We start from the raw sequence: 24,089 nt of genomic DNA on the forward strand, positions 1-24,089 counted from the left end.
CCTGCGCCGCTTGGCTACTACAAGAAGGTGACCGAGTATGGATGACCACGGACGCTCCAAGCCCACCGCCCCAACCCTGTACGCCCTCGACACCAATGTGCTGATCCACGATCCCAACGCGCTGCTGAATTTTCAGGAGCATCACGTTGCCATTCCGATGACCGTACTGGAGGAACTGGACAAGCTTAAAACCGGCAAACAGGGTGTGGCCGCCGAGTGCCGCCAGGCCATCCGCCTGATCGACAAGATTCTTGGCAGCGCCAACCCGGAGGAAGTGGAGCACGGCGTCGCCATCCAGCGTGAGAAGAGCGGCCCGTGCGGCTTTCTCTCCATCCTTATGAGCAAAAGCGCCGCCCCGGTAACGTGGCTGCCGGAAGACCTCAACGACAACAAGATCATCAACCAGTTGGTCGAGCTGAAGTCCCGTCGCCCCGGTCTTAACGTGGTGCTGGTGACTAAAGATATCAACATGCGCCTCAAGGCGCGGGCCTGTGGCATCGATTCGGAGGATTACCACACCGACCAGTTGGTCGACGACGTCTCCTTGCTGTCGCAGGGCTACCACAACATGGACGGCTCCTTCTGGGACCGCGTGAACAAGGTGGAAACCCGCCAGGATCACGGCCGTACCTGGCATCGCGTGCAGCTCACCGACAACCTGCCGGCGGTGCACGTCAACGAGTTCATCCTCGACGAGCAGGGCTTTGTTGGCTGGATCAAGGGCATCAAACATGGCGAGCTGATGATCCTCGATATGCATCAGGAACCCCTGATGCACCAGGAAGCCTGGGGCCTGCGTCCTCGGGATATTTACCAGTCACTGGCGCTGTTTGCCCTGCTGGATCCGGACATCCATCTGGTCAACCTGTCCGGCGCAGCCGGCTCGGGGAAAACCATCCTGGCCCTGGCGGCGGCCATCGAACAGACCATGGTCAGCAAGCGTTACCGGCGCATCATCGCCACCCGCAGCGTGCAGGGGCTGGATCAGGAGATCGGCTTTCTCCCCGGCACCGAAGCCGAGAAGATGGAGCCCTGGCTCGGCGCGATTACCGACAACCTCGAAGCCTTGCATATGGACGACGAGAACACTCACGGCAGCGTCGACTACATCCTGCAAAAGGTCCCGCTGCAGTTCAAATCCCTCAACTACATCCGTGGTCGCAGCTTCCAGCAGAGCCTGATTCTGATCGACGAATGCCAGAACCTGACCCCGCACCAGATGAAAACCATCATCACCCGTGCCGGCAGCGGTTCCAAAGTGGTGTGCCTGGGCAACCTGGCGCAGATCGATACGCCTTACCTGTCGGCGCCCAGTTCGGGCCTGACCTACCTGACGGAGCGCTTCAAAGACTTCGAGCATGGCGTGCATATCACCCTGCAAGGTGTGCCACGTTCGATCCTCGCCGAGTACGCCGAAACCCATATGTAGCCCTCACTCACGCTCGCCCAGCAGGCCGTCATGGCTGCTGGGCCGGGTGTTCTCGTAACCTCCCGTCTGAATCCCCCGGCATTCACAGGTGCCGAAACCTGACCCGTGGGTTTACAATCGCCGGACACTTGCCCGGAGCCTGTCTGTGTTAACCCATCTCGATTCCCAAGGCCGCGCCAACATGGTCGACGTCAGCGACAAAGCGCAGACCGTCCGTGAGGCCGTGGCTGAAGCCCTGGTGCGCATGCGCCCGGAAACCCTGCAGATGATTGCCCAGGGTGATCACCCCAAGGGCGATGTGTTCGCCGTGGCCCGTATCGCCGGCATTCAAGCAGCGAAGAAAACCAGCGACCTGATTCCGCTGTGCCACCCGCTGATGCTCACCAGCGTCAAGGTCGAACTGACGCCTGAGGGCGCGGATGCCGTGCGCATCACCGCGCGCTGCAAACTGACCGGGCAGACCGGGGTGGAGATGGAAGCCCTGACCGCCGCCAGTGTTGCCGCGTTGACCATTTACGACATGTGCAAGGCGGTGGATCGCGGCATGGTGATCGAAAACGTGCGTCTGCTGGAGAAGGTCGGCGGCAAAAGTGGACACTTTGTAGCTGGGGAAGAAGCATGATTCGCGTGCAGTATTTCGCCCGTTACCGTGAAGCCCTCGGCCTGGACGGTGAGCAGCTGAACGCTGAGTTCGCCAGCCTCGATCAGTTGCGCCAACACCTGCTGGCGCGCGGAGGTGTGTGGGAAGTGCTGGCCGAGCAGAACCTGATGTGTGCGCGCAATCAGGAGCTGTGCAGCCTCGATGAGCCGCTGACAGCCGGTGATGAAGTGGCGTTCTTTCCTACCGTAACCGGCGGTTGAGCCGGTTGTCGTCGCGGCTAAAGCCCCTCCCACAGAGAGCCTCTGCATGAGCATTCGCGTTCAGTCGCAACCCTTCGATCCGGGCGTTGAGCTTAACGCCTTGCATGCCGCCAACCTGGGTATCGGCGCGGTGGTCAGCTTTGTCGGCTATGTGCGCGACTTCAACGAGGGGCGCGAAGTCGGCGGCATGTTTCTCGAACACTTTCCCGGCATGACCGAGAAGGCCCTGGGCAAGATTGCCGAGGAAGCCATGCAGCGCTGGCCGCTGCTGGGCATCGAGGTGATTCACCGCATTGGCCGTCTGGAACCGGGTGAGCCGATTGTGTTTGTCGGCACCACCAGCGCCCACCGTCAAGCGGCGTTCGATGCCTGCAACTTCGTCATGGATTACCTGAAAACCCGCGCGCCGTTCTGGAAGAAGGAAGACACCGCCGAAGGCCCGCGTTGGGTCGAAGGGCGCTGTTCCGATCAGGCTGCGGCTGAGCGCTGGAAACAGCAGCCCTAAGAACCTGTTCAAAGTCTGCTGCGCGTCGGCACTGCTGCGTTAAAAACAGGCTCGGAATGCTCATGTACAAAAGTACACTCCGCTTCCTCGCCTGCTTTTGCCTTGCATTGCTCTAGCTCGCGAACCTTTGAACATGTTCTAAGTCATTTTGCCCAGGTCGCCTGCGCTGATTCTTCAGTCGCAGCGCTGCCTGTTGCCCGGTTGACGATTTATACATATAAGTCCAGTATGGAATTTAAAGTATAGGTCGAGGCTGGCAAATGACCCGTCCACGCGTGCTACTCAGCCACCGCTTTTCGCTCAGGTGCACACCTGATGCGCCTTTCTTCTGTCTTGCAGCAACCGTCGTTGCCCGCTCGACCTGCGCAGCAATGCCAGGTGACGTGGGCCTGTCCCTTCCTCAGCAGGAATTCGCACAATGAAGAAAATCGTTCTGGCGGGCGGCATCGCCCTGAGCCTCATTGCATCCAGCCTGTTCGCCGCAGACAAACCCCTGCGCCTGGGTATCGAGGCTGCCTATCCACCTTTTGCCTATAAAGAAGCCAGCGGGCAGATCGCCGGCTTTGATGTGGATATCGGCAACGCTCTGTGCGCTGAGATGAAGACCGAGTGCCAATGGGTCGAGCAGGAGTTTGATGGCTTGATCCCCTCGCTCAAGGTGAAAAAGGTCGACGCCATCCTGTCGTCCATGACCATCACCGATGACCGGCGTAAATCGGTGGACTTCACCGGCAAGTACTACTACAGCCCGGCACGCCTGGTGATGAAGGCCGGCAGTGAAGTCGCCGCTGATTTCAGCAATCTCAAGGGCAAGCGTATCGGCGTGCAGCGCTCGACCACCACCGACCGCTTCGCCAGCGAAGTGCTGGCTGCGCAAGGGGTTGAAGTGGTGCGCTACAGCTCGCAGAACGAAATCTACTTGGACCTGATTTCCGCTCGCCTGGACGGCACCCTGGCCGATGCCATCCCGGTCGATGAGGGCTTTCTGAAAACCGCCAACGGCAAGGGTTTTGCCTTTGTTGGCCCGGTGTTTACCGATCCGAAGTACTTCGGTGAAGGCGCCGGCATCGCCGTGCGCAAGGGCGACGCTGAACTGCTCGGCAAGCTGAATGCCGCCATCCAGGCTATTCGCGCCAGCGGCGAATACCAGAAGATTCAGGACAAGTACTTCACCTTCGATATCTACGGTGACTGAGCCGCGATAGCGAAGGGAGCAAGGCCGCGCATTGCGCGGCCTTGTGTTTTGCGCTGCGTTATTGGCCGGCAGTGCCATGGCGGTTGCGACTGGCCTGCACAATCCGTTGGGCCGGCACGCGCAGTTGGGTCAGCAGGTAGTCGGCAAATGCCGGATCGTAAGGCTGCAGGGCGATGGCCTGGGTCATGCAGTTCAGCCAGCTCTGGCTCAGGGCTTCGTCTATCGGCCACTGGGCGTGAAAGCTGGGGATGGCAATGGCGCCATACTGCTCGCTGAACAGCTTCGGCCCGCCGAGCCAGCCACTGAGAAAACAGGCCAGCTTGTCACTTGCCAGCGCCAGACTTTCGCCGTGCAACTGACGCAACGCCCGAGCTTCGGGCAGTTCATCCATCAAACGGTAGAAGTCTGCCACCAGGCGCCGTAAGCCTTCGATGCCGCCCGCTGCCTGATAGGACGCATCGCCCACACCGTACACCGCTGTCTGTTGCATCGTCTGCGCCTCTGAGCAAAGCGTGCAGTATAACGGCGCGCCGGATCAGGGCCGTTTCGGCCTGGGGGATCAGTGGGCGAGAAAGCGGCGCAGGCTGCGAATTTCACTCTGGATCAGTGGCAGCTTGCTCTGCAACACCTGGCTGCTGTCTGGCAGCAGGCTGTCGTCAGCCTTGGTGGCTTGCAGGGCGGTAAAGCTGCCGCTGGTAAACGGCAGCACCACCTTGTACTGGTCACCCAGGAAGGCCAGGCGGTCCCAGTCGCCGGCCAGCAGCAGTCGGCCGGGTTTGGCATCGAACAGGCTGCGACCGATTGAGTAGTCCTGGTGTGGATTTTTCACCCCGAGCAGCGGCAGCAGGGTGGGTAGCAGGTCGCTGTGGCTGGTGCGCAGGCTTTCCTTTTGCGCCGCGCGGCCGGGCACCCAGAGTACCAGCGGCACCCGCACCTGCTCGTCGACGAAGGTGGAGTTGTGGCCCCAGCGGCCTTGCTCCATGAACTCCTCGCCATGGTCGCCGGTGATTACCACCAGGGTGTTGTCCAGCAGGCCATTCTTTTCCAGATGTTCGGTGACGCGCGCCAGTTGACTGTCCAGGTGGTGCACCGCGTTGAGGTAGCGGTTGTAGATGCCGCCGATGTCACGCTGCAGGTCCATGCTGGCGTAGCTGAAATCCGGTAGATAGTCCGGTTTGATCACCGACTCTTGCGGGAAGTTGTAGTTGGCGTGCGGTGACTCGAAGAACAGGAAGGTCATAAACGGCTTGTTGGGATCGCGCTGGTCGACGAACTCCAGCAGCCGGTCCACGTTGCGCCGGTCGCGCTCCCAGGTATGGCCCTGGTCATCCTCGACCATCTGCTCACGCGGCACATTGACGAACAGGGTCTTGTCGAACTCCGGGTAGCTGAAGCGGGCGCTGGTCAGCAGCTGGATCTGGTAGTTCTGCTGTTGCAGCACATCGATCAGCGGGCTGCCAACACGGGCGTCGAGCACCGGGAACCAGAGGTTCGCCGGCAGGCTGTAGAACTGGCTGAACATGCCGATGCGCGTGCCGTTGCCGCCAGAGTAGTGGCTGGCGAAATGCTGAGCGCGCTGGGCGAAGGCGTGCGTCTGCGGCATTACCTCAGGGTTGAGACTGTCGGCACGCCAGGATTCGGCGACCAACCAGACGATATTCAGCGGCTTGGCCGGTGGCTCGATGCGCAGCGGGGCTTGCGGGTAGTGCAGCTGACCTTGCAGGTCGGCACTGGCGACCTCCATGCGTTGTGGCCGCTGCAGGCCAAACTGCCGCTCCAGCACACGGCGCATGGTCAGCGGCTGGTAGAAGGGCACGCGCTGGGCGTTTTCCAGCAGCGGGCTGTAGCCGTAGAAATGGCTGACGCCGTAGCTGACCCGTTCACCCAGGGTGATCACAATAAACAGTGGCAACACCCAGACCAGCCGTGGCAACGGCAGGCCCAGACGCGCCAGGCCATGGGCGGCGGCCAGCAGCAGCGCCTGCAGGGCAAAGATGCCTGCTGCGAGCAGGGCTACGTCGCGCTCAGTGGAGGCCGAGGAGCCCAGCGCCGCAATCCCGCCTGGCGTGGTGATGATGTTCCAGACAAAACCGTTGAGATGGAAACCATAGAGCTGCCAGAGCAGGTGGTCGCCATACAGCGCCAGTTGCACCATACCCGCCAGCACAATCGCCAGCACTGCGGCGGCTTTGCCTGAAACGCGCAGCAGCAGGCGCGTGATGGCCCAGGCGGGGGCGATAAACAGCAAGGCATAGCTGCCGATCAGCAGCAGTTGATAGAGCAGCAGCCATGACGGTGCGGCCAGATCAAAGAAGCGTCCCAGGTTCAGGGCGGCAGCCAGCCAGGTCAGAAGCCAATAGGCGGCATAAGGGCGACGCGATGCGGCGAGGGGCATGGACAGTCCTTGCAAGGGCAACAGGAAGAGAGGCGCACAGAGGCGGGGGCTAAGGAAAACAGCCTTGGCTTAACTGCGGCTTAAATGTTGCGCTGAGGTGGCAAGGGCGCCGCCGGGCAGCAAGCCGTATAGGGGAGTGATCGAGTGCTGGGAAGGGGGGGAATAGCGGGAATAGTGCTGGCCCGGCAGTTTTTCCCGAATGGGCGGGCTCAGGCCTCGCCTTTGATCTCTTTGAGGTGTTTGTACACCGTAGCGCGGCCCATATTCAGTACGTTGGCCACGTAGTTGGCGGCGCTTTTGCCTTTGAACGCACCTTCGGCGTGCAGGGCTTCGACCAGTTCACGTTTGTGCTCGCGGGTCAGCAGGTTGAGGCCGAGCTGGCGCTGGCGTAGCCAGCTGTGCAGGAAGGTGTTGATGCGCTCCTGCCAGTCGTCGCGGAATAGCGCGTCGGGCTGCGGCACCAGTTTGCTGGAGGAAAGAAACAGATCCAGCGCCTGCTTGGCGGTTTCGAACAGCGAGATATTCAGGTTGATGCACAGCACTGCGATGGGCGTACCAGCGGTGTCGCGCAGCACGCTGCTGACCGAGCGAATCTTCTGGCCGTCCCAGTTGAGCTTTTCGTAAGGGCCGATAGTGCGTTCGTCGACGTCGCCGCTGAGCATGTCTTCCAACGCCGCGTCATCACCGATCACCCGTTTGGAGATGTTATTGGCGATGTAGTCGACCTTCTGCGTGCGCAAGTCGTGCAGCACCACTTCGGCGTGGGGGAAGAACAGCGTGGCGATGGCGTCGGCGATGGTGCGGTAGTTGTCCAGCTCGGGGGCAGGGCGGGGCGGCGTCATGCGGCTAACTCTTCGGGCTTGGGAGGCGTTGGAAGTGTGCCGCAAAGCGCCCGAGGCGTCATCCTTGGGCGCTGCGCGCAGCTATTGGTGCAGCCTGTTTTTAACACCGCGATGGCCACGCAGGTGGTTTTTCAACGGCCTACCAGGCGAGCCGGCGATAGCATGGCCTCGGTTAAACCAAACTGTTGCAAGTGTTCGGGCAACGGTTCACCACGGGCCAGGGCGGCGCAGGCCATGCCCATGGCCGCCGAGGTCTGAATGCCATAACCGCCTTGCGCGGCGACCCAGAAGAAGCCTGCCACCTGCGGGTCGAAACCACCGACCAGATCGCCGTCGGCGACAAAGGAGCGCAGACCGGCCCAGGTGTGCGCCGGGCGACGAATGCTCAGGCTGGTGTGCTCCTCGATCTGGTAGATGCCCAGGGCAATATCCAGCTCTTCCGGCTGGACATCGTGGGGCTCGACCGGGTCGGCGTTGGCGGGCGAGCCGAGCAGCAGGCCGGCATCGGGCTTGAAGTAGAAGGATTCGTCCAGGCTGACCACGCAGGGCCAGGCGTGGCAGTCGATGCCTTCCGGTCCATTAAAAGTGAAAGCCGCACGACGTTTGGGGATCAAACCAATGGGCGCTACGCCAGCCAGGGTGGCAATCTGGTCGCACCAACCGCCGGCGGCGTTGATTAGCGTCTTGGCGCGGTATTGCGCGCTGCCGCAGTCCACCTGCCAGGCGTCACCATCGCGCTGGATGCGCAGCACTTCGCAACTAGTGTGGATTTCCCCGCCCTGCTGGCGAATGCCGCGCAGGTAGCCCTGGTGCAGGGCATCGGTGTCGATATCGGCGGCGCTGGGGTCGAGCATGGCGGCCTGCACCTTGTCGCGGCGCAGCACGGGCACCAGGGCGCAGGCTTCCTCGGCGCTGAGCAGGCGCATTTCCGCCACGCTGGCTTTGCCGCTGTCGAACTGGCGTTGCAGCTCGGCTGCATCACCCGTGAAGTCCACCACCAGCTCGCCGCGCGGGGTCAGTAGCGGGTGCTCGGCAAAGCCGGCCGGCGGCGCGTCATAGAACGCGCGGCTGGCGGCGGTCAGGGCGCGCACCTGCGGCGTACCATAGGCCACGGTGTAGAGGGCGGCGGAACGGCCGGTGGAGTGATAACCGGGCAGCTGCTCGCGCTCCAGCAGAATGGTTTTGCCATGGGCGGCGAGAAAGTAGCCGGTGGAGGCGCCGGCGATACCCGCGCCGATGATCAGGTAATCCGCCTGGTGCATCAGCAGGCCTCCTGCTTGAGCTGGTACAGCGCGTGGGCCAGGGCGACATCTTCCAGGCCCAGGCCGATCGAGCGGAAGAAGGCATGGCGCTGGTAGTCCGGGCGCTGGGCCTGGCCGCTGAGCAGTTCGGCCAGGTCACCACGGATGTCCGCGCGGTTCCAACCCAGTTCGCTGGCCAGGCACATTTCCCCGGCGCTGTTTGGTGTGGTGGCGCGGTAGTCGCAGTAGACATCCATATTCAGCAGGCTGGCGGGCGTTACTTCATGGGCGCGCGGCGCGTTGGTGCTGATCGAGGTGATCAGCGCCGGTTTATCCAGCTCGACGGGGTCGAGCAGCGGTTTTGCCGACGAGGTGCAGAGCATCACCACGTCGGCATCGCGCAGGGCGTCGGCCTGGCTGGCGCACAGCTGTACGCGCAGATCGAGTTGTTGCAGTTGCAGCAGTTGCGCGCCAGTTTTTCCGGCCAGTCCTGGTGAGTAAAGGCGGATGCTCTGCCAGGGGCGCAGGTGTTTGGCGTAGTGCACATGGGCTTGCGCCACAGCGCCGCTGCCGATCACCGCCAGGCGGCTGGCCTTGGGGGCGGCCAGAGCATCCACGGCCACTGCGGTGGTGGCAGCGGTGCGCGCGGTGGTCAGGCTGCCGGCATCGCAGAGCAGCAATGGCTGGCCGCTTTGCATCGACATCAGCAGGGTCCACGCAGTAATCAGCGGGCCTTGCTCGCGGACGATATAGGGCGAGGTTTTCACCCCGTAAACGCCGGCCCCGGCGAGTACGCCCAGGTAGTTGATAAAGTCGCCAGCCCCGTTGGGGAACTCCACCAGCTGCTGCGCGGGCTGCACCGCATGGCCGGCGGCCAGCTCGCGGAACATCGCGACCATGGCCTGGTGCACATCAACCTGGGCCAGCAGCTGTTCGGCAGCGGTTTTATCCAGCACATAAGGGGTGGTCGACATGGGCGGCTCCGCAACGAATTAAACAATTAAATCCATTTTGGACTTTATGGTCTTTTTCGACAAGCGCTTACGCGGCATCTTGATACGCGGTGGCGACGTTCAGTGAGCCTGACGTAAGCGCTTGCGATACGCCCCTGGGCTTTCCCCGCAGAGCTGTTTGAACAGCTTGGCAAAGGTGGCGCGGTCGGCATAACCGACCTGCTCGGCGATCTGCTCCAGCGACGCCGGGCTGCGCAGGGCGCGCTGCGCGGCGCTGATGCGCACGCGTTGCAGGTAGTCATTGGGCGTCAGCCCGGTGCTGGCCTTGAAGCGCCGCAGCAAAGTGCGCGATGAGCAGTTGGCTTCAGCGGCCAGGCGGGTGAGGTCAATGGCTTCGCTGTGATGACGGTGTAGCCACTGCAACACGGACGCGAGCTGGCAATCCTTGCTGGGCGCTGGCAGCAGCGGGGCAAAGCGTGACTGCTGGCCGCGCTGGCTGTCGAACACCAACGTATTGGCTGCCTGTTGCGCCAGTGCGTCACCGGCATGCTGGCGGATCAGGTGCAGACACAGATCAAGCCCGGCGTGCGCCCCACCGGAGCTGAGCAGGCGGTCATCCTCGCAGACCAGTTGCTCGATCTGCAGATTGACCTGCGGGAAGCGCTGGCGGAACTGGCTGGCCAGCGCCCAGTGGGTGGTGGCGCGGCGACCGTCGAGCACGCCGGCAGCGGCCAGGAGAAAGGCGCTGCTGCACAGGCTGGCCAGTTGTTGGGTGGGCGCGCGTTGCGCCAGCCAGGGCAGCAGGGCGGCGTTATCGCTCAGGGTGGTGTCGATGGCGCTACCGCTGGCGGCGAGTAGAATCAGGTCGGCCTCTTCAGCCAGGCTCAGATCGCCATCGACCTGAATCTGCGCAAAGCCCAGATCAACCGCGTTGCCGTCCAGGCTGACGCGCTGTAATTCAAACAGTCGGTGTCCGGCCAGGCGGTTGGCCAGGACAAACGCATCCATGGCCATGCTCAGGCTGGAACACACGGTTTGCGGGCAGACATACAGGGCAATCTTCAGCATGACGTGCTCAGATGTGATGGCTTTTGGCGATTATTGACACAAAGTTGTCTTTTGCGCCAATCGCGCAATGGCGGTTTAGCGACAATACTGCTCGCACGTCCCCTACCGGAGTTCGCTCGATGACTCACCCCAACGCCGCGCTGATCACTCGTTTCTACCAGGCCTTCCAGCAGCTGGATGCCGAGACCATGGCCAGCTGTTACAGCGAGGATGTGCAGTTCAGCGACCCGGTGTTTACCGATCTGCGTGGTGCGGCTGCTGGTGATATGTGGCGCATGCTCTGTGCCAAGGCCCAGGGTTTTTCCCTGACCTTTGATGGCGTGACCGCCGATGAGCACTCCGGCAAGGCGCGCTGGGTGGCGACTTACACCTTCAGCCAGACCGGTAATCAGGTGGTCAACCATATCGAAGCCAACTTCCGCTTCCGTGATGGCAAGATCGCTGAGCACCGCGACCATTTCGACCTGTGGCGCTGGGCCGGTCAGGCGCTGGGTATCAAGGGCCTGCTGCTGGGCTGGACACCCTTTGTGCAGAGCGCCATTCGCCAGCAGGCCGGTAAAGGCTTAGCAGCTTTCCAGAAGAGCCGTTAAGCTCGGCGACCTTGCTTATTGCCTGCCGATTTAACTGATGCCTGACGCCTCTTCTGTGCCTGAAACACCTGCCGCCAAGCCCTGGTATGTCTACTTAGTGCGTGCGGCCAATGGTGCGCTGTACTGCGGCATCAGCGACGATCCGCACAAGCGTTTTACCAAGCACCAAAGCGGTAAAGGGGCGCGTTTCTTCCACTCCAGCCCGGCGCAGGCACTGGTGTATATCGAACCCTGCGCCGGCAAAGGTGATGCGCTGCGTCGTGAACGGGCGGTCAAGGCCATGAGCAAGTTGGCCAAAGAAGCCCTGGTGGCCGGAGCGCCTGTTATCGCTGTAGCTGATAACGCACCATCAGCCTAAGCGGGTAGGCTGCTGCTGCCTGCGCGGTTAAGCTGCTGGTTTACCTGACCCCCTGCGGAGCCTGCCATGCACGAGTTGATCCTGCACCATTACGATGCCTCACCGTTTGCCGAGAAGGCGCGCCTGATGCTGGGCTTCAAGCAGCTGTCCTGGCGCTCCGTGGATATTCCGCGAATCATGCCCAAGCCCGATCTCGTGGCGCTGACCGGTGGCTACCGCAAAACTCCGGTGCTGCAGGTGGGCGCCGATATCTACTGTGATACCGCGCTGATTGCCCGTCGCCTGGACGCGGAGAAAGCGACCCCGGCACTGTTCCCGGAGGGCAAGGAGTTCGTTGCGGCGAGTTTTGCCCAGTGGGTCGATTCGCAGATTTTTCAGCATGCGGTGAGCCTGGTGTTTCAGCCGGAGTCCGTCGCCGTGCGTTTCGGCAAGCTGCCGCCGGAGGCAATCAAGGCTTTTATCGCCGACCGTGCCGGGTTGTTCAGCGGCGGTAGCGCCACGCGTGTACCGGTGGAGGTGGCCAAGCACAACTGGCCGTCGCTGATGGGACGGGTAGAGCTGCAACTGGCGCGCGAGAAGGGCGATTTCCTGTTCGGTGAGCCGTCGATTGCCGACTTCTCCTTGGCTCATTGCCTGTGGTTCCTCAAAGGTACGCCGGTGACTGCACCGCTGATTGACGCCTATCCGAATGTCAGCGCCTGGCTCAGCCGCGTGCTGGGTTTCGGTCATGGTGCATCCAATCCGCTGAGTGCAGAAGACGCTATCGCCATTGCCCGTGCGGCGACGCCAGCTGCTTTGCCAGACGAGCAGTTTGTCGAGCCCAACGGCTTTACGGTCGGTCAGCGGGTACAGATTGCCGCCACCGATTACGGCGTCGACCCGGTTGAGGGCGAGCTGGTATTTGTCGGTGTTGAAGAGTTGATCCTGCGCCGTGAGGATGACCGTGCCGGCACTGTGCACGTGCATTTCCCACGGCTGGGCTTTGCCATCAAGGCGTTGTAAGCATGATGACCATCGCGGGTCTGTCCCGCGATGGTTGCTTAAGGCTGTTCTAGCTCTTCCAAGCTAAACGGCGGCGGAGTATCCGGCCAGTCCAGTTTTAGCCGTTCCAGCTCGCGGGCCAACAGGCTGGCCACCAGCCAATCGCGCAGCCAGCGATGATCTGCCGGAATCACATACCAGGGCGCTGCGTCGCTGTGGCTGGCGCTTAGCTGTTCGGCCCAGCGCTGTTGGCGCAGGTCAAATTCGCGGTAGGACTGCAGGTCACTGCTGTGCAGCTTCCAGCGTTTATGTAGGTGTTCAAGGCGCTCTTGCAGACGGTGCTTTTGTTCATCTCGGGAGAGCTGCAAAAAGCATTTCAGCGGCTGAGTCGACTGGCTGAGCAGCTGCGCCTCGAAGGTCTGAATGGCCTGCTGACGCGCTGGGAGTTCGGCGGCGCTGCACAGGCCATCCAGCGGATCGCTGATCAGCCCTTCGTAGTAACTGCGGTTGAATACCCCGAGCAGACCCAGCCCCGGCAAACGCCGCTGATAACGCCAGAGAAAATCATGGCGCTGTTCGCAGGCATCGGGCTTTTGAAAACTGTGGATGCGCAGACCCTGGGGATCGAAGCTGCTGATCACCCGGCGAATCACGCCATCCTTACCGGAGCAGTCGGTGCCTTGCAGGATCAGCAGCAGGGCATTACGGCGGTTGGCCCAGAGCATGCGCTGTTGCTGGTTGAGCCAGGGGCGCAGTTCAGTCAGGGCTAGTTGCGCCGCCTGCTTGTTCAGGCCGAAGTCGCGCGCCGGATCCTGGGTAAAGGGCGCTGCCGGATCACAGCGACAGGCATCCAGCAGGCTATCCGGCAGGCGGCTCATGCTTAGTTTTTGCGGCGCTTAAGCTGATCGGTAAGCTGCGTCGGCAGGTTGCGGATCACCAGAGTGTCAGTGCCTTCGTCGTACTCGATTTTCGAGCCGAGCAGGTGCGCCTCGAAGCTGATCGACAACCCTTCGGCGCGCCCGGTAAAACGCTGGAACTGGCTCAAGGTGCGTTTATCCGCCGGAAACTCCGGGGCCATGCCGTAGTCCTTGTTGCGGATGTGATCAAAGAAGGCCTTGGGCCGTTCTTCGTCGATCAGTCCGGAGAGCTCGTCGAGGGTGATGGGCTCGCCTTGTTTGGCCTGGTTTGCGGCATAGCTGACCAAGGTCTTGGTCTTCTCGCGGGCTTGTTCTTCCGGCAGGTCTTCGCTTTCCACGAAGTCACTGAAGGCTTTGAGCAGGGTGCGGGTTTCGCCGGGGCCGTCGACGCCTTCCTGGCAGCCGATAAAGTCGCGGAAGTATTCCGAGACCTTTTTGCCGTTCTTGCCCTTGATAAAGGAGATGTACTGCTTGGAGTGGGCGTTGTTGCGCCACTCGGAAATATTGATGCGTGCCGCCAGGTGCAGCTGGTTCAAGTCCAGGTGCTTGGCGGCGGTCACATCCAGCGCCTCGTTCACTGCCACGCCTTCACTGTGGTGCAGCAGGGCGATGGCCAGGTAATCGGTCATGCCTTGCTGATAGTGGGCAAACAGCACGTGGCCACCGGTGGACAGGTTGGATTCTTCCATCAGCTTCTGCAGTTGCTCGACTGCCTGGCGGCTAAAAGCGGTGAAGTCCTGCTCGTCATCCAGGTAACGCTTGAGCCATCCGCTGAACGGGTACGCCCCGGATTCCTCATGGAAAAACCCCCAGGCCTTGCCCTGCTTGGCGTTATAGCTCTCGTTGAGGTCGGCGAGCATGTTCTCGATGGCTTGCGAGGCAGCCAGCTCGGTGTCGCGAGCATGCAAAACAGCGGGGGTGCCATCGGGCTTCTTGTCGATCAGATGGACGATGCAGTGGCGGATCGGCATAGCGGCCTCGTGGTGCGTAAACGGAAAGCGCGCATCTTACCCGACCAGCTGCTTGGCAGTCGTGCGCTGCTGCAGCGCATGCAGGCGTTCGATCATGTAGCGCAGGTGCATATGCAACTGGTACAGCTCGCTGGAGTAGGACAGCGGTACTTCAATCCGCGCCAACTCATCCTCCAGGCGTTCCAGGCGGAGGATTTCTGCGTCCAGGTCGCTGGGCAGTTTGCCTTTGTACAACTGCTGGTCGATTTCGCGCAGGTGTTTGTACCAGCGGTAGATCCGTGCGCGGATGCGCCACTGGTAGATCGGGCCGATGGCCTTGAACAGCGGGAACAGCAGTACCAGCAGCGGAATGGCCAGGATGATGTAGCGGTCAGCCAGAGAGGCAATGCGGAACGGCAAGTAGCGCTGCAGGATGGGCAGGCCCTTGTCGTAGTAGTACTCGGCTTCGCTCAGGGTATTGAGTGACAGCGGCGGCTTGGCCGGATAGCTGCCGGCTGGGTCGAGCAGGCTGCCATTCTTCAGCACGGTTTTCGCCGCTTCAAGAATCAGCGGTGTGAGTGACGGGTGGAATTCCTCGCCGGCCACCAGCGTGGCGACTGGGCCGAGGGTGACGATGTCGCGGTTCGGGGTGTTGTGCTGCATGTCGAGTATGCCTTCGCCGACTTGCAAACGGCTCAGGTAGGGCAGGCGGGCCAGGTAGGCTTCGGTGCGGCGCAGGCTGACCAGCTGCACCTTGGGCTCGGCCGCCAGGCGTTGGATCAGCGTATTTTCCGCCGGGCCGACGAAGAAGGCTGCGTCCAGTTCACCGGCGATCAGTGCATCGGCGGCCTTGCTGCCGCCCAATGCTTGCCAGCTTTGCGGATACTGCGACGGTTCGATGCGGTTGGCGGCAAACAGGGCTGCCGTCACGGCCTGGGTGCCGCTGTTGGCGGCGCCGATGGCCAGACGCAGTTTCATCAGATCGCTCAGGCGCTCGAACTTGACCTTGTCGCCGAGAAACAGCCACAGCGGCTCACGGTACATCACGCCCAGGCCAGCCAGTTTGTTGCGTTGCTCATTCGCCAGGGTGAGTTCCTGGCCGCTCTGCACCAGGGCCAGCTCCACCTCGCCACTGTCGAGTTTGCTCAGGTTGTCCTGTGAGCCGGCGCTTTGTATCAGCTCCAGGGTGAAACCCTGCAAGGCCAGCTCGGCTTGTAGGCGCTCGCCGAACGCATGATAGCCACCGCCTACAGCGCCCGTAGCCATGCGTGCGTGCATCGGCGGTGGCGGGGCGGCGAAGTAGAACAGTGCGCCAACCAGCCCCGTGATGACGGGCACGATCCACAAGTTGGTGAGGATCAGGATTTTCAGGTCATGGAGAATGCGGCGCATGGTCTGTCCTTGTGGTTAGCTGGGCTCAGAATAGCCGCAATGCTGTGGCTATTGGTTTGTTGCGTGCGGGATTTGAGTCTGTGGCGTTTATCTGAAATGTGACGGAAAAATTAAAAACGACTTGAGACAGCGAAGAGATGCAGCTAGTTTCGCTGGCCGTGAAAAATTACCAGGACGCTGGGATGCGCTACCTCAAACCCTATCAGCAAGACTTTCCTTACACTGTCGGTCACGGCGACTTGACCCTGCATCTCGATGAGGAGGGTTCGGCGGATATCCTTGAGCCAATATCTGCATTGTTGGCGCAACGAGGCAGCGGGACGCTGCGGCGAGGTATTTCGGGATGTATGAGTGGTGTTCGCTCGCGTCTGTTCGTCAAAACAGTTGAGTTGGAGAGCTTGCCTTCGCGGTTGCGCGTGACCTTGGGCAGGCAGCGCCGGATTGGTGGCTACGACTGGCCGATTGCTGAATTGATGAACAGTGTCGATGCCTGGCGTCAGGGCGCACCAGTGCCACGCCTGCGAGGTTTTGGCTATCGCCGCCAGGGGCTGTTTCCGGTTCGTGAACTCTTTCTGATCAGTGACATGCTCGATGAGCATGTCGATGGCAGGTTCTGGCTGACTCAGCCGCAGATGCAGATTGAGGCCTTTCTGCAGGGGGCTTTTGCCCTGATTCGTGAGCTGTATGAAAAACAGGTCTGTCACCTTGATCTGTGGGCGGGCAATATCATGCTGGATCCGCAGCGTCTGGACGCGATGAAAGTGGTCGATCTGGAGAACTGTTATATCGGCCATCCACCTTACTGGTCGGAAGCTCTAGGTTTCCAGTTTGCTTTTCTGTTCTTGCGTCTGGTTCAAAACCATATCGACGAAGCTCGTTATGACAACTTGGTGTATGCCGCCCTGGACCAGTATCCGGGGATTGATCGTGTGAATTTTGAGCGAGTCTATTCGCTGTGCAAGCATCAGCAGATCAGCCGTAAGAAGCGCCGTGACTTGCTATTGACGGGTAATTTGCAGCTGCGCGGTTAACCCGCCATTTCAGCTCAGCGCAGCAGGCAGACGCCTGCTGCGCTGCTCGCGCCAGCGATCCAGCAACCCGAGCACCACCAGCAAGCCCAGGGCATACCCCGCATCTATACCCAGCATCAGCAGCACCAGGGCGCACAGCAGTGCGCTAAACCCAGCCAGAGCTCGCCAGATACCGCGCAGCAGCACCACGCCGGCAGCCATGCTGAGCAGGTAGATCACCACGAAGTTGCCATTGGCGTAGCGGATCAGGTCATCCACGGTCAGGTCGAGCAACTGGGCCAGGCTGGCGCACAGGGCGCAGCTGAGGATCACCAGCAACAGCGCGCGGGCCGGTACGCCGTGCTGGTTGCGCAGAGCCAGGCTGCTCGGCAGTTTTCCTTCGTCGGCCAGGCTCCAGATCAGTCGGGCGAAGCCCTGCATATAGACGTTCATCGAGGCGAAGCAGGCCAGATAGCCCACGCTGGCGGCGATCCAGCGCGCCTGCTCGCCCAGCAGCCGGTCGAGCATACGCGGCAGTGATGCGGCATCCGTTGTGACGTCGCCGTAGCTATTCAGGCTAAGCACCGCTACCGAGCAGGCCCAGTACACCAGGCCCGCCAGCAGCACGCCAAACAGCAAGGCCAGCGGAAAGTCGCGTTCGGGGTTCTTGAACTCTTCGCCCATATGGGTAAAAGCCTCGATGCCGACGAAACACCAGAACATCACCCCCAGCGCTGCCGGCAGCAGATGCCAGGAACCGCTGATCTCAGGCAGCAGTGGTTGGTGGCTGACGGGTAGCTCACCGACCCACCAGATCAGCGCAATCGTGGTGATAATCGCCACGGCAATCGCCCCCTGAATCATCCCGCTAGCCTTGGCTGGGCGCTGACCGAGCAGCAGCATGGCGGCCAGCGTGGCCAGCTGGATCGCCAGGGCCTGGCCACGGCTGAGATCAAACAGCGCCTGCCAGAAGCCGCTGGCGATATTCAGCGCCGCCGGTAAACCCACAGGCAGTACGGCGAGAAACAGCAGGGCGCTAAGGCGCTCCATTCGCGCACCGAAAGCGCGGCCAATCAGATGCGGCGCGCCGCCAGCATGAGGAAAATGACGACCCAGCTGAGCGAAGGTAAACGCCACCGGCAGCACCAGGGCGATCAGTAGCATCCAGGCCCATAGAGATGCCTCGCCGGCAGCGGTGGCGGCCAGCGCCGGGATGACGAAGATGCCGGTGCCCAGCAGCGAGGTACTCAGCAGGCCAATGCCTTGCAGCAGGCCCAGTTCCTGATTTAGACGGCTCATGTTGTATGCTCTGCGGTTTCGTTCGCCATGTTAAATCGCCCGCCTGTTACAGGCTGCTGGCTAAGCGTCGGCATTGACCGACGATTTGGCGCATTTGGCCGTCAAGTTGCCTTTTCCGAGAGTCTCGAGTGGATAAGTTCGATCAACAGATACTTGCCCTGTTGCGCGCCGATGCGCGTTTGCCCGTCAGCCAGATTGCCCGCGAGGTCAATCTGTCGCGCTCGGCGGTCAGCGAACGCATTCGTCAGCTGGAACACAGCGGCGTAATCAGCGGCTATCACGCCCAGGTGGCGTTGCCGGGTGAGGTGGCAATCAAGGCTTATCTGGAGCTGTTCTATCAGGGCGGACGCTGCGAACACTATGTCGAGCTGATGCGCGTGTTCCCGGAAGTGCGCCGTTGCAGCGGGATCAGCGGTGAGACCGATATGCTGGTGGTGATCGAGGCGCCTTCCATGCAGCGCCTGAGCGAGATTCGCGGCGAGATCGAGAACTTCCCCGGCATGCAAAAAGTGAAGACTCATATGGTGGTCAAGGATTGGGTGTTCTAAGCATGCGCATCCTGCACACCTCCGACTGGCACCTCGGTCAGCACTTTATGGGCAAGACCCGCCAGGCCGAGCATCAGGCCTTCTGCGCCTGGTTGATCGAGCAGGTACGCGAGCAGGAGGTGGATGCTGTGCTGATTGCCGGCGATATCTTCGACACCGGCGCGCCGCCCAGCTATGCCCGCGAACAGTACAACCGTTTTATCGTCGAGCTGCGTGCCAGCGGCTGCGAGCTGGTGGTGCTCGGCGGCAACCATGATTCTGTGGCCATGCTCGGCGAGAGCAAGACGCTGCTGGCCCAGCTAGGTACGCGGGTGATTCCCGGCGTCTGTGAGCAACTGGATGAACAGTTGCTGGTGCTGCATCGCCGCGACGGCACGCCGGGCGCGGTTCTTTGCGGCATCCCTTTTATCCGCCCGCGCGATGTGCTGCTCAGCCAGGCCGGTCAGAGTGCGCAGGACAAGCAGCAGTCGCTGCAGCAGGCGATCGCCCAGCACTATCAGGACCTCTATGCCCTGGCCGAGGCCAAGTGCGCCGAACTGGGCGGCGAGGTGCCGATTATCGCCACCGGCCATCTCACTACGGTCGGTGCCAGCGCCAGTGATTCGGTGCGTGAGATTTATGTCGGCAGCCTGGAGGCCTTTCCCACCAGCGCCTTTCCGCCGGCGGCCTATATCGCCCTGGGGCATATTCATCGGCCGCAGAAGGTCGGCGGCCTGGAGCATATCCGCTACTGCGGCTCGCCCATTGCCCTGAGCTTCGATGAAGCCAAACAGCAGAAAGAAGTGCTGTTAGTGGAGTTGGATGGCAGCGGCTTACGCCAGATCAGCGCGCTGCCGGTACCGCGTTTTCAGCCGCTGCTATCGCTGCGCGGTTCGCTTAAAGAGCTGGAAGGGCAGATTAAACAGGCAGCAGAGCAGGGCAGTGCCGAGCAGCCGGTCTGGCTGGAGGTGCTGGTCGGTAGCGACGATTACCTGAGCGACTTGCAGCTGCGTATCGCCGCGTTGTGTGAGGGGCTGCCGGTGGAGGTGCTGCGCATTCGCCGCGAGCGCGGCAATACAGTGGCCGGCCTGCAGGGCCAGGCCAGGGAAACCCTGGATGAACTGAGCGTGGAAGACGTGTTTGCTCAACGGCTGAGCAGTGAAGGTTTTGATGAAGGCGAGCAGGCGCGTCTACTGGAGCTTTATCAGCAGGTGGTCAGTGAGCTGCGCGAGGGTGAGGCATGAAGATCCTTAGCCTGCGCCTGAAAAATCTTAATTCGCTAAAAGGCGAATGGAAGATCGACTTCACCGCCGAGCCGTTCAAGGACAACGGCCTGTTCGCCATCACCGGTCCGACCGGAGCGGGCAAGACTACGTTGCTCGACGCCATCTGCCTGGCGCTGTACCACCGCACACCGCGGATGAGCACGGTGTCGGCCAGTGCCAATGAGCTGATGAGCCGGCACACCGCCGACTGCCTGGCCGAGGTCGAGTTTGAGGTCAAAGGCGTCGCTTACCGCGCGTTCTGGAGCCAGCGTCGCGCCCGCGACAAGGCCGATGGTGCGCTGCAGGCGCCCAAGGTCGAGTTGGCGGCTGCCGATGGGCAGATCATCACCGACAAGATCAATGAGAAGCTGCGTGAAACCGAACGTCTCACCGGCCTGGATTTCGAGCGCTTTACCAAATCCATACTGCTGGCCCAGGGCGGCTTTGCCGCCTTTCTTGAAGCCAACGCCAACCAGCGCGCCGAGCTGCTGGAAGAGCTGACCGGTACCGATATCTACGGGCAGATTTCCCAGCGTGTGTTTGAGCAAACCCGCGAGACGAAAGCCACCCTCGATCAGCTACAGGCCAAGGCCGAAGGGGTCGAGCTGCTCAGTGAAGAGCAGCGTGCTGAACTGCAGGCCCAGGCCGAACAGTTGGCTATTGATGAGGCCGCCCTCGGTACCCAGCAGGCCGAGTTGCAGCGCCAGCGACGCTGGTGTGAGGACCTGAGCAAGACTCAGGCGCAGCTGCACGCCAGCCAGCAGGCCGAGCAGGCGGCCCAGGATGCCTTACAGCAAGCTCAGCCGCAGCTGGTGCAATTGGCCGCCAGCGAGCCGGCCCTGCGTTTACAACCGCTGCACCATGACTGGCAACAAGCCCGCCACAGCCTGGCGCAGACCGAGCAAAGCCTTCAGCACAACGGCGCCGAACAACGCCAGGTTGAGCAAAGCATTGCCGAACAGACCTGGCAGGCCCGTGAACTCAGCGCAGCGCTGCTCGCCGACTGTCAGGTACAGCGCCAGCAACTGGCCGACCGTCTGCAGCAGGTGCAGCAACAACTGGCTGCACAGCCACAGCATGGGCGGCTGGGTGAGCAACTGGGTAGCTGGGGCGAGCAGCTTAAGGCGCGTCAGCAGCTGGCTGAAGAAATCGCCCAGCTGCAACTCAGTCAACAGCAGCTGCAAGAAAGCATCGCCGCGTTGCAGGCGCAATTGAGCCAGCAGACTGAGCAATTGGGTGCCGAACAGCATCGCCTGCAGCAGGCGCGCGAGCAGGAAAGCGCCGCGCAGCAGCAGCGCGACGCACTACTGGCTGGGCGCAGCGAGTCTGCCTTGCGTGAGCGCTGGCAACAGCTGCATATCCAGGGCGGTGTATTGACCCAGTTGGGTGAACTGACTGTGGCCCAGCAGCGTCTGGTGACCGAGCAAGCACAGCTAGCCAACGCCATAACGCTATTGCGTGAGCAGCATCAAACCAAGAACGCCGAAGTGGCGCAGTTGCGCCTGAGCTACAAGGACCTGCAGCAACAAGTGCAGGCCCAGGAAAAACTGCTGGAGCAGGAGCAACGCATTCAGGCCCTGGAAGCCCATCGCGCCCATCTGCAACCCGGCGAGGCTTGCCCGCTATGCGGCTCCGCGTCGCACCCGGCAATCAGCGCCTACCATGCCCTGGATGTCTCGGCGACCAAGGCGCTGCTCCACAGCAAACGCAGCGAGCTGGAGACCCTGGCCAAGCAAGGTCAGCAACTGGCCGGCGAGCTGGAAAAACTTGCCGCACGGCTGGAGCAGCAGCAACAGCAGTTTGACCGTGGCCAGCAGGCCCAGGCCGAGCAGGGCGAGCGTTGGCAGGCACTGAGCGCGCAGCTGGAAAACCCGCTGGCCGATGCCGCAGCTCTGACAAAGCAGCAGGCGCTACAGGGCGCCGAGCTGCAGCAACTGCAACAGCAACTTGAGCAGCTGCAACAGCTCAATACCGCCCTTGAGCAGCGCCAGCAGGCGCGCTTGGTTCTGCAGCAGCTCTGCAGCGAACTGGAACAGCAACAGGCGCTTAACCTGCAGCAACTGCAGCAACGTCAGGAGCAGGCGGAGCAGGGCCAGTTACGTCTGCAGCAGCTGCAGGACGTTGCGTGTGAGCGCAGTGAAGGGCTGAGCCAGTCCCTGGCCGGCTTCGGCTATCAGCTGCCGGACGACGCCAGCGCCTGGCTGGCCGAGCGCCAAACAGAATGGCAGTGCTGGCAGCACAATCAGCAACAAAGCCTGGATTTACAACGCCAGCTCAGCGAGCTGGAGCCTGGTCTGCAGAGGGCAACTCAGCAGGAGGAGCTTTGGCAACAACGCTGGATTGCGCTGGATTTGGCCGATCAATCGGCCCTGGCCAAACCCGCCGATGCCCAATCGGCTTTGCAGCAGGCGCAGACTCAGCTGGAAGAAGCGCAGCGCCGCCAGCAGCAACTGGCCGGTAGCCGCCAAGCCCTGGCCAGCCGCTTGCAGGATGAGCAGGCGCGCATGCAACAGGCCGAACAGCATTGGGTGGCCGCGCTAAGTGTCAGTCCCTTTAGCGATGAGGCGGGTTATCTGGCTGCCCTGCTTGATGAGGGGCAGCGCAGCACCTTGCAGCAGTTGCGTCAGCGCTTGGATAAAGCCCTGAGTGATGCCCAGGCTCTGGCCAATGCCGCCACCCAGCAGCTTGAGGCTCTGCAGGCCAGCCCGGCTACCGCCTTCAGCCTGGCGCAGTTGGATGAACAGCTGCTCGCCCTTAGCGCCCAGCTGAAAACCCTGAGTGAAAGCCAGGGCGAAATCCGCGCCCAGTTGCAGGGCGATGATGCGCGCCGGCTAGGCCAGCAAGGTCTGTTTGCCGCGATCCAGGCCAAGCAAGCTGAGTACGACCTATGGCAGCAACTTAACAGCCTGATCGGCTCGGCCGATGGCGCCAAATACCGCAAATTCGCCCAGGGCCTGACCCTGGATCATCTGGTCTACCTGGCCAATCAGCAGCTCGAACGTCTGCACGGTCGCTATCAGCTGGCGCGGCGCAGCAGTGGTGAGCTGGAGCTGGAAGTGCTCGACACCTGGCAGGCCGATGCGGCGCGCGATACCAAAACCCTGTCCGGTGGCGAGAGCTTTCTGGTCAGCCTGGCCCTGGCCCTGGCGCTGTCCGATCTGGTCAGCCACAAGACCAGCATCGACTCGCTGTTTCTCGATGAAGGCTTCGGCACGCTGGATGGCGAAACCCTAGAGATTGCCCTCGACGCGCTGGATAACCTCAACGCCAGCGGCAAGATGATTGGCGTGATCAGCCATGTGGCCGCACTCAAGGAGCGCATTCCGGTGCAGCTGAAGGTGCACAAGTCCGTGGGCATGGGTTACAGCACGCTGGACCGCCGCTTTGCCGCCAATCTTGCCGACGATTGATCTGCGCCAGGGGCGATTGCGCAATGCTTACCTATACTGGACGGCAGTGTGCGCTGTTAGAACCGTTGTCAGTTATGGATCTGCCGCTGGGTGAGTCGTGGAGCATTACCTTTGATCAAGGCGTTGTGTGGTCTGTTCTGTTGTCTGGCGCTCAATGTCCTGGCTGCTCCGCGCGAAGGCCCGGTGTTGACCCTGTGTTACGAGGATCAGGATTCCTACCCCTGGGTCATGGAGGACGGCAGCGGGCTCAACCTGCAGCTGCTGCGCCTGGTTGAGCAGGCCCTGCACGGGCAATTCACCTTCGTCGCTGTGCCCTGGAAACGTTGCCTGGCCGGCCTGGCCCAAGGTACCTATGACGGTGCCTTTGCTGCCAGTTACAAGGCCGAGCGTCTGAGCCTGGGGCGTTATCCGCTGGACGCTGATGGTCGTCTGGATGAACGCAAGCGCCTGCACACCTCGATCTATTCCCTCTACCGGCGCAAGGGCAGTGCGGTCAGTTGGAATGGTCAGGAGTTTCGTCAGTTGCAAGGGCGTATCGGTTCGTTGAGCGGTTTTTCGATTGTCGATTTTATCCGCGCTCAGGGCGCCGAGGTCGATGAGACCAACCGCGACCCGCTGGCACTGCTGCGCATGCTCAGTCACAAACGCATTGAGGCCGCCGCCCTGCAAAGCCTGCGTGGTGATTTTGTCTTGCAGGCCAACCCGGACCTGGCCGCGAAGCTGGAGAAAATCGAGTTACCGCTGGAGGACAAGGCCTACTACCTGATGTTGTCCAATGCCTATGTGGCTACCCACCCACAGCAGGCGACTGCACTCTGGGATGAGATTGAACGGCAGCGCGAATCCCCAACCTATCAGCAGCAGGTGCAGGCATATATCGCCCGACCACAGCCCTGATGAC

Annotated in this window: 23 protein-coding genes; 13 read left to right on the forward strand and 10 right to left on the reverse strand. The window is 61.7% G+C overall.

Annotated elements, in window-relative coordinates; translation table 11 throughout:
- Positions 1-37: 37 nt before the first annotated feature.
- The 5 genes from ACOCLD_RS07460 to ACOCLD_RS07480 all read left to right on the forward strand — a co-directional run bounded on the left by ACOCLD_RS07460 (position 38) and on the right by ACOCLD_RS07480 (position 3,990).
- Positions 38-1,429, forward strand: a complete 1,392-nt coding sequence (locus ACOCLD_RS07460) for a PhoH family protein (protein WP_233683884.1) — start codon at positions 38-40, stop codon at positions 1,427-1,429.
- Between the two features lie 145 nt (positions 1,430-1,574).
- Positions 1,575-2,051, forward strand: a complete 477-nt coding sequence (gene moaC, locus ACOCLD_RS07465) for a cyclic pyranopterin monophosphate synthase MoaC (RefSeq protein ID WP_233683885.1) — start codon at positions 1,575-1,577, stop codon at positions 2,049-2,051.
- Positions 2,048-2,290, forward strand: coding sequence for a MoaD/ThiS family protein (locus ACOCLD_RS07470; RefSeq protein ID WP_233683886.1), 243 nt, complete (start codon positions 2,048-2,050; stop codon positions 2,288-2,290). Before moaC ends, ACOCLD_RS07470 begins: the two co-directional genes overlap by 4 nt.
- A 46-nt stretch (positions 2,291-2,336) precedes the next feature.
- Positions 2,337-2,795 carry a molybdopterin synthase catalytic subunit MoaE gene (moaE, locus tag ACOCLD_RS07475; RefSeq protein ID WP_392540227.1) on the forward strand — a complete coding sequence of 153 codons (459 nt, stop codon included), beginning with the start codon at positions 2,337-2,339 and terminating at the stop codon, positions 2,793-2,795.
- 418 nt (positions 2,796-3,213) lie between these two features.
- Positions 3,214-3,990, forward strand: coding sequence for an ABC transporter substrate-binding protein (locus ACOCLD_RS07480; protein WP_422911418.1), 777 nt, complete (start codon positions 3,214-3,216; stop codon positions 3,988-3,990).
- Positions 3,991-4,048: 58 nt separating this feature from the next.
- On the opposite strand, the gene ACOCLD_RS07485 is transcribed toward ACOCLD_RS07480, so the two are convergent.
- The 6 genes from ACOCLD_RS07485 to ACOCLD_RS07510 form a co-directional block, all read right to left on the reverse strand.
- The gene (locus ACOCLD_RS07485) at positions 4,049-4,480 is read right to left on the reverse strand and encodes a group II truncated hemoglobin (protein ID WP_422911419.1); all 432 of its coding nucleotides are present in this window, start codon (positions 4,478-4,480) and stop codon (positions 4,049-4,051) included.
- A gap of 69 nt (positions 4,481-4,549) precedes the next feature.
- Positions 4,550-6,385, reverse strand: coding sequence for a sulfatase-like hydrolase/transferase (locus ACOCLD_RS07490; protein ID WP_422911420.1), 1,836 nt, complete (start codon positions 6,383-6,385; stop codon positions 4,550-4,552).
- A gap of 209 nt (positions 6,386-6,594) precedes the next feature.
- Positions 6,595-7,227 carry a helix-turn-helix transcriptional regulator gene (locus tag ACOCLD_RS07495; RefSeq protein ID WP_422911421.1) on the reverse strand — a complete coding sequence of 211 codons (633 nt, stop codon included), beginning with the start codon at positions 7,225-7,227 and terminating at the stop codon, positions 6,595-6,597.
- A gap of 131 nt (positions 7,228-7,358) precedes the next feature.
- Positions 7,359-8,489, reverse strand: a complete 1,131-nt coding sequence (locus tag ACOCLD_RS07500; protein ID WP_422911422.1) for an NAD(P)/FAD-dependent oxidoreductase — start codon at positions 8,487-8,489, stop codon at positions 7,359-7,361.
- The gene (locus ACOCLD_RS07505; protein WP_422911423.1) at positions 8,489-9,442 is read right to left on the reverse strand and encodes an ornithine cyclodeaminase family protein; all 954 of its coding nucleotides are present in this window, start codon (positions 9,440-9,442) and stop codon (positions 8,489-8,491) included. Before ACOCLD_RS07505 ends, ACOCLD_RS07500 begins: the two co-directional genes overlap by 1 nt.
- 99 nt (positions 9,443-9,541) lie before the next feature.
- On the reverse strand, positions 9,542-10,489 hold the full coding sequence (locus tag ACOCLD_RS07510) for a GlxA family transcriptional regulator (RefSeq protein WP_422911424.1): 948 nt from the start codon (positions 10,487-10,489) through the stop codon (positions 9,542-9,544).
- A gap of 119 nt (positions 10,490-10,608) precedes the next feature.
- Between ACOCLD_RS07510 and ACOCLD_RS07515 the strand changes: the two genes are divergently transcribed.
- The 3 genes from ACOCLD_RS07515 to ACOCLD_RS07525 all read left to right on the forward strand — a co-directional run bounded on the left by ACOCLD_RS07515 (position 10,609) and on the right by ACOCLD_RS07525 (position 12,439).
- Entirely contained in the window at positions 10,609-11,079 is a 471-nt protein-coding gene (locus ACOCLD_RS07515) for a nuclear transport factor 2 family protein (protein WP_422911425.1), read from the forward strand.
- A 37-nt stretch (positions 11,080-11,116) separates the two neighbouring features.
- Entirely contained in the window at positions 11,117-11,437 is a 321-nt protein-coding gene (locus ACOCLD_RS07520; protein ID WP_422911426.1) for a GIY-YIG nuclease family protein, read from the forward strand.
- 66 nt (positions 11,438-11,503) lie between these two features.
- Positions 11,504-12,439 (forward strand): glutathione S-transferase family protein, encoded by a 936-nt coding sequence (locus tag ACOCLD_RS07525; protein ID WP_422911427.1) that lies wholly within the window; start codon positions 11,504-11,506, stop codon positions 12,437-12,439.
- A gap of 38 nt (positions 12,440-12,477) precedes the next feature.
- Here the strand turns inward: ACOCLD_RS07525 and ACOCLD_RS07530 are convergent, their stop codons facing one another.
- From ACOCLD_RS07530 to ACOCLD_RS07540, 3 genes are read right to left on the reverse strand one after another with little or no spacing between them, the layout of a single operon-like run.
- Positions 12,478-13,296: a hypothetical protein gene (locus ACOCLD_RS07530; RefSeq protein WP_422911428.1), complete on the reverse strand. Its 819-nt coding sequence runs from the start codon at positions 13,294-13,296 to the stop codon at positions 12,478-12,480.
- 2 nt (positions 13,297-13,298) lie between these two features.
- Positions 13,299-14,306, reverse strand: a complete 1,008-nt coding sequence (gene yejK / locus ACOCLD_RS07535) for a nucleoid-associated protein YejK (RefSeq protein ID WP_422911429.1) — start codon at positions 14,304-14,306, stop codon at positions 13,299-13,301.
- A gap of 36 nt (positions 14,307-14,342) precedes the next feature.
- A complete protein-coding gene (locus ACOCLD_RS07540) occupies positions 14,343-15,677 on the reverse strand; it encodes a TAXI family TRAP transporter solute-binding subunit (protein WP_422911430.1) in 1,335 nt (444 codons plus the stop codon).
- Positions 15,678-15,859: 182 nt separating this feature from the next.
- On the opposite strand from ACOCLD_RS07540, the gene ACOCLD_RS07545 reads away from it, so the two are divergent.
- On the forward strand, positions 15,860-16,708 hold the full coding sequence (locus tag ACOCLD_RS07545) for a lipopolysaccharide kinase InaA family protein (RefSeq protein WP_422911431.1): 849 nt from the start codon (positions 15,860-15,862) through the stop codon (positions 16,706-16,708).
- Between the two features lie 9 nt (positions 16,709-16,717).
- On the opposite strand, the gene yjeH is transcribed toward ACOCLD_RS07545, so the two are convergent.
- Positions 16,718-17,986 carry an L-methionine/branched-chain amino acid transporter gene (gene yjeH, locus ACOCLD_RS07550; RefSeq protein ID WP_422911432.1) on the reverse strand — a complete coding sequence of 423 codons (1,269 nt, stop codon included), beginning with the start codon at positions 17,984-17,986 and terminating at the stop codon, positions 16,718-16,720.
- Positions 17,987-18,114: 128 nt separating this feature from the next.
- Here yjeH and ACOCLD_RS07555 point away from each other — a divergent pair, with 128 nt between their 5' ends.
- From ACOCLD_RS07555 to ACOCLD_RS07570, 4 genes are all read left to right on the forward strand, one after another.
- Positions 18,115-18,534, forward strand: a complete 420-nt coding sequence (locus tag ACOCLD_RS07555; RefSeq protein WP_422911433.1) for an Lrp/AsnC family transcriptional regulator — start codon at positions 18,115-18,117, stop codon at positions 18,532-18,534.
- A 2-nt stretch (positions 18,535-18,536) separates the two neighbouring features.
- Positions 18,537-19,757 (forward strand): exonuclease subunit SbcD, encoded by a 1,221-nt coding sequence (gene sbcD, locus ACOCLD_RS07560; RefSeq protein ID WP_422911434.1) that lies wholly within the window; start codon positions 18,537-18,539, stop codon positions 19,755-19,757.
- The gene (locus ACOCLD_RS07565) at positions 19,754-23,188 is read left to right on the forward strand and encodes an SbcC/MukB-like Walker B domain-containing protein (RefSeq protein ID WP_422911435.1); all 3,435 of its coding nucleotides are present in this window, start codon (positions 19,754-19,756) and stop codon (positions 23,186-23,188) included. The genes sbcD and ACOCLD_RS07565 overlap by 4 nt, the downstream gene beginning before the upstream one ends.
- 111 nt (positions 23,189-23,299) lie before the next feature.
- Positions 23,300-24,085 carry a substrate-binding periplasmic protein gene (locus ACOCLD_RS07570; protein WP_422911436.1) on the forward strand — a complete coding sequence of 262 codons (786 nt, stop codon included), beginning with the start codon at positions 23,300-23,302 and terminating at the stop codon, positions 24,083-24,085.
- The last annotated feature ends 4 nt before the right edge of the window (positions 24,086-24,089 follow it).

Source organism: Pseudomonas cimarronensis, assembly GCF_049331905.1.
Taxonomy (GTDB): Bacteria; Pseudomonadota; Gammaproteobacteria; order Pseudomonadales; family Pseudomonadaceae; genus Aquipseudomonas.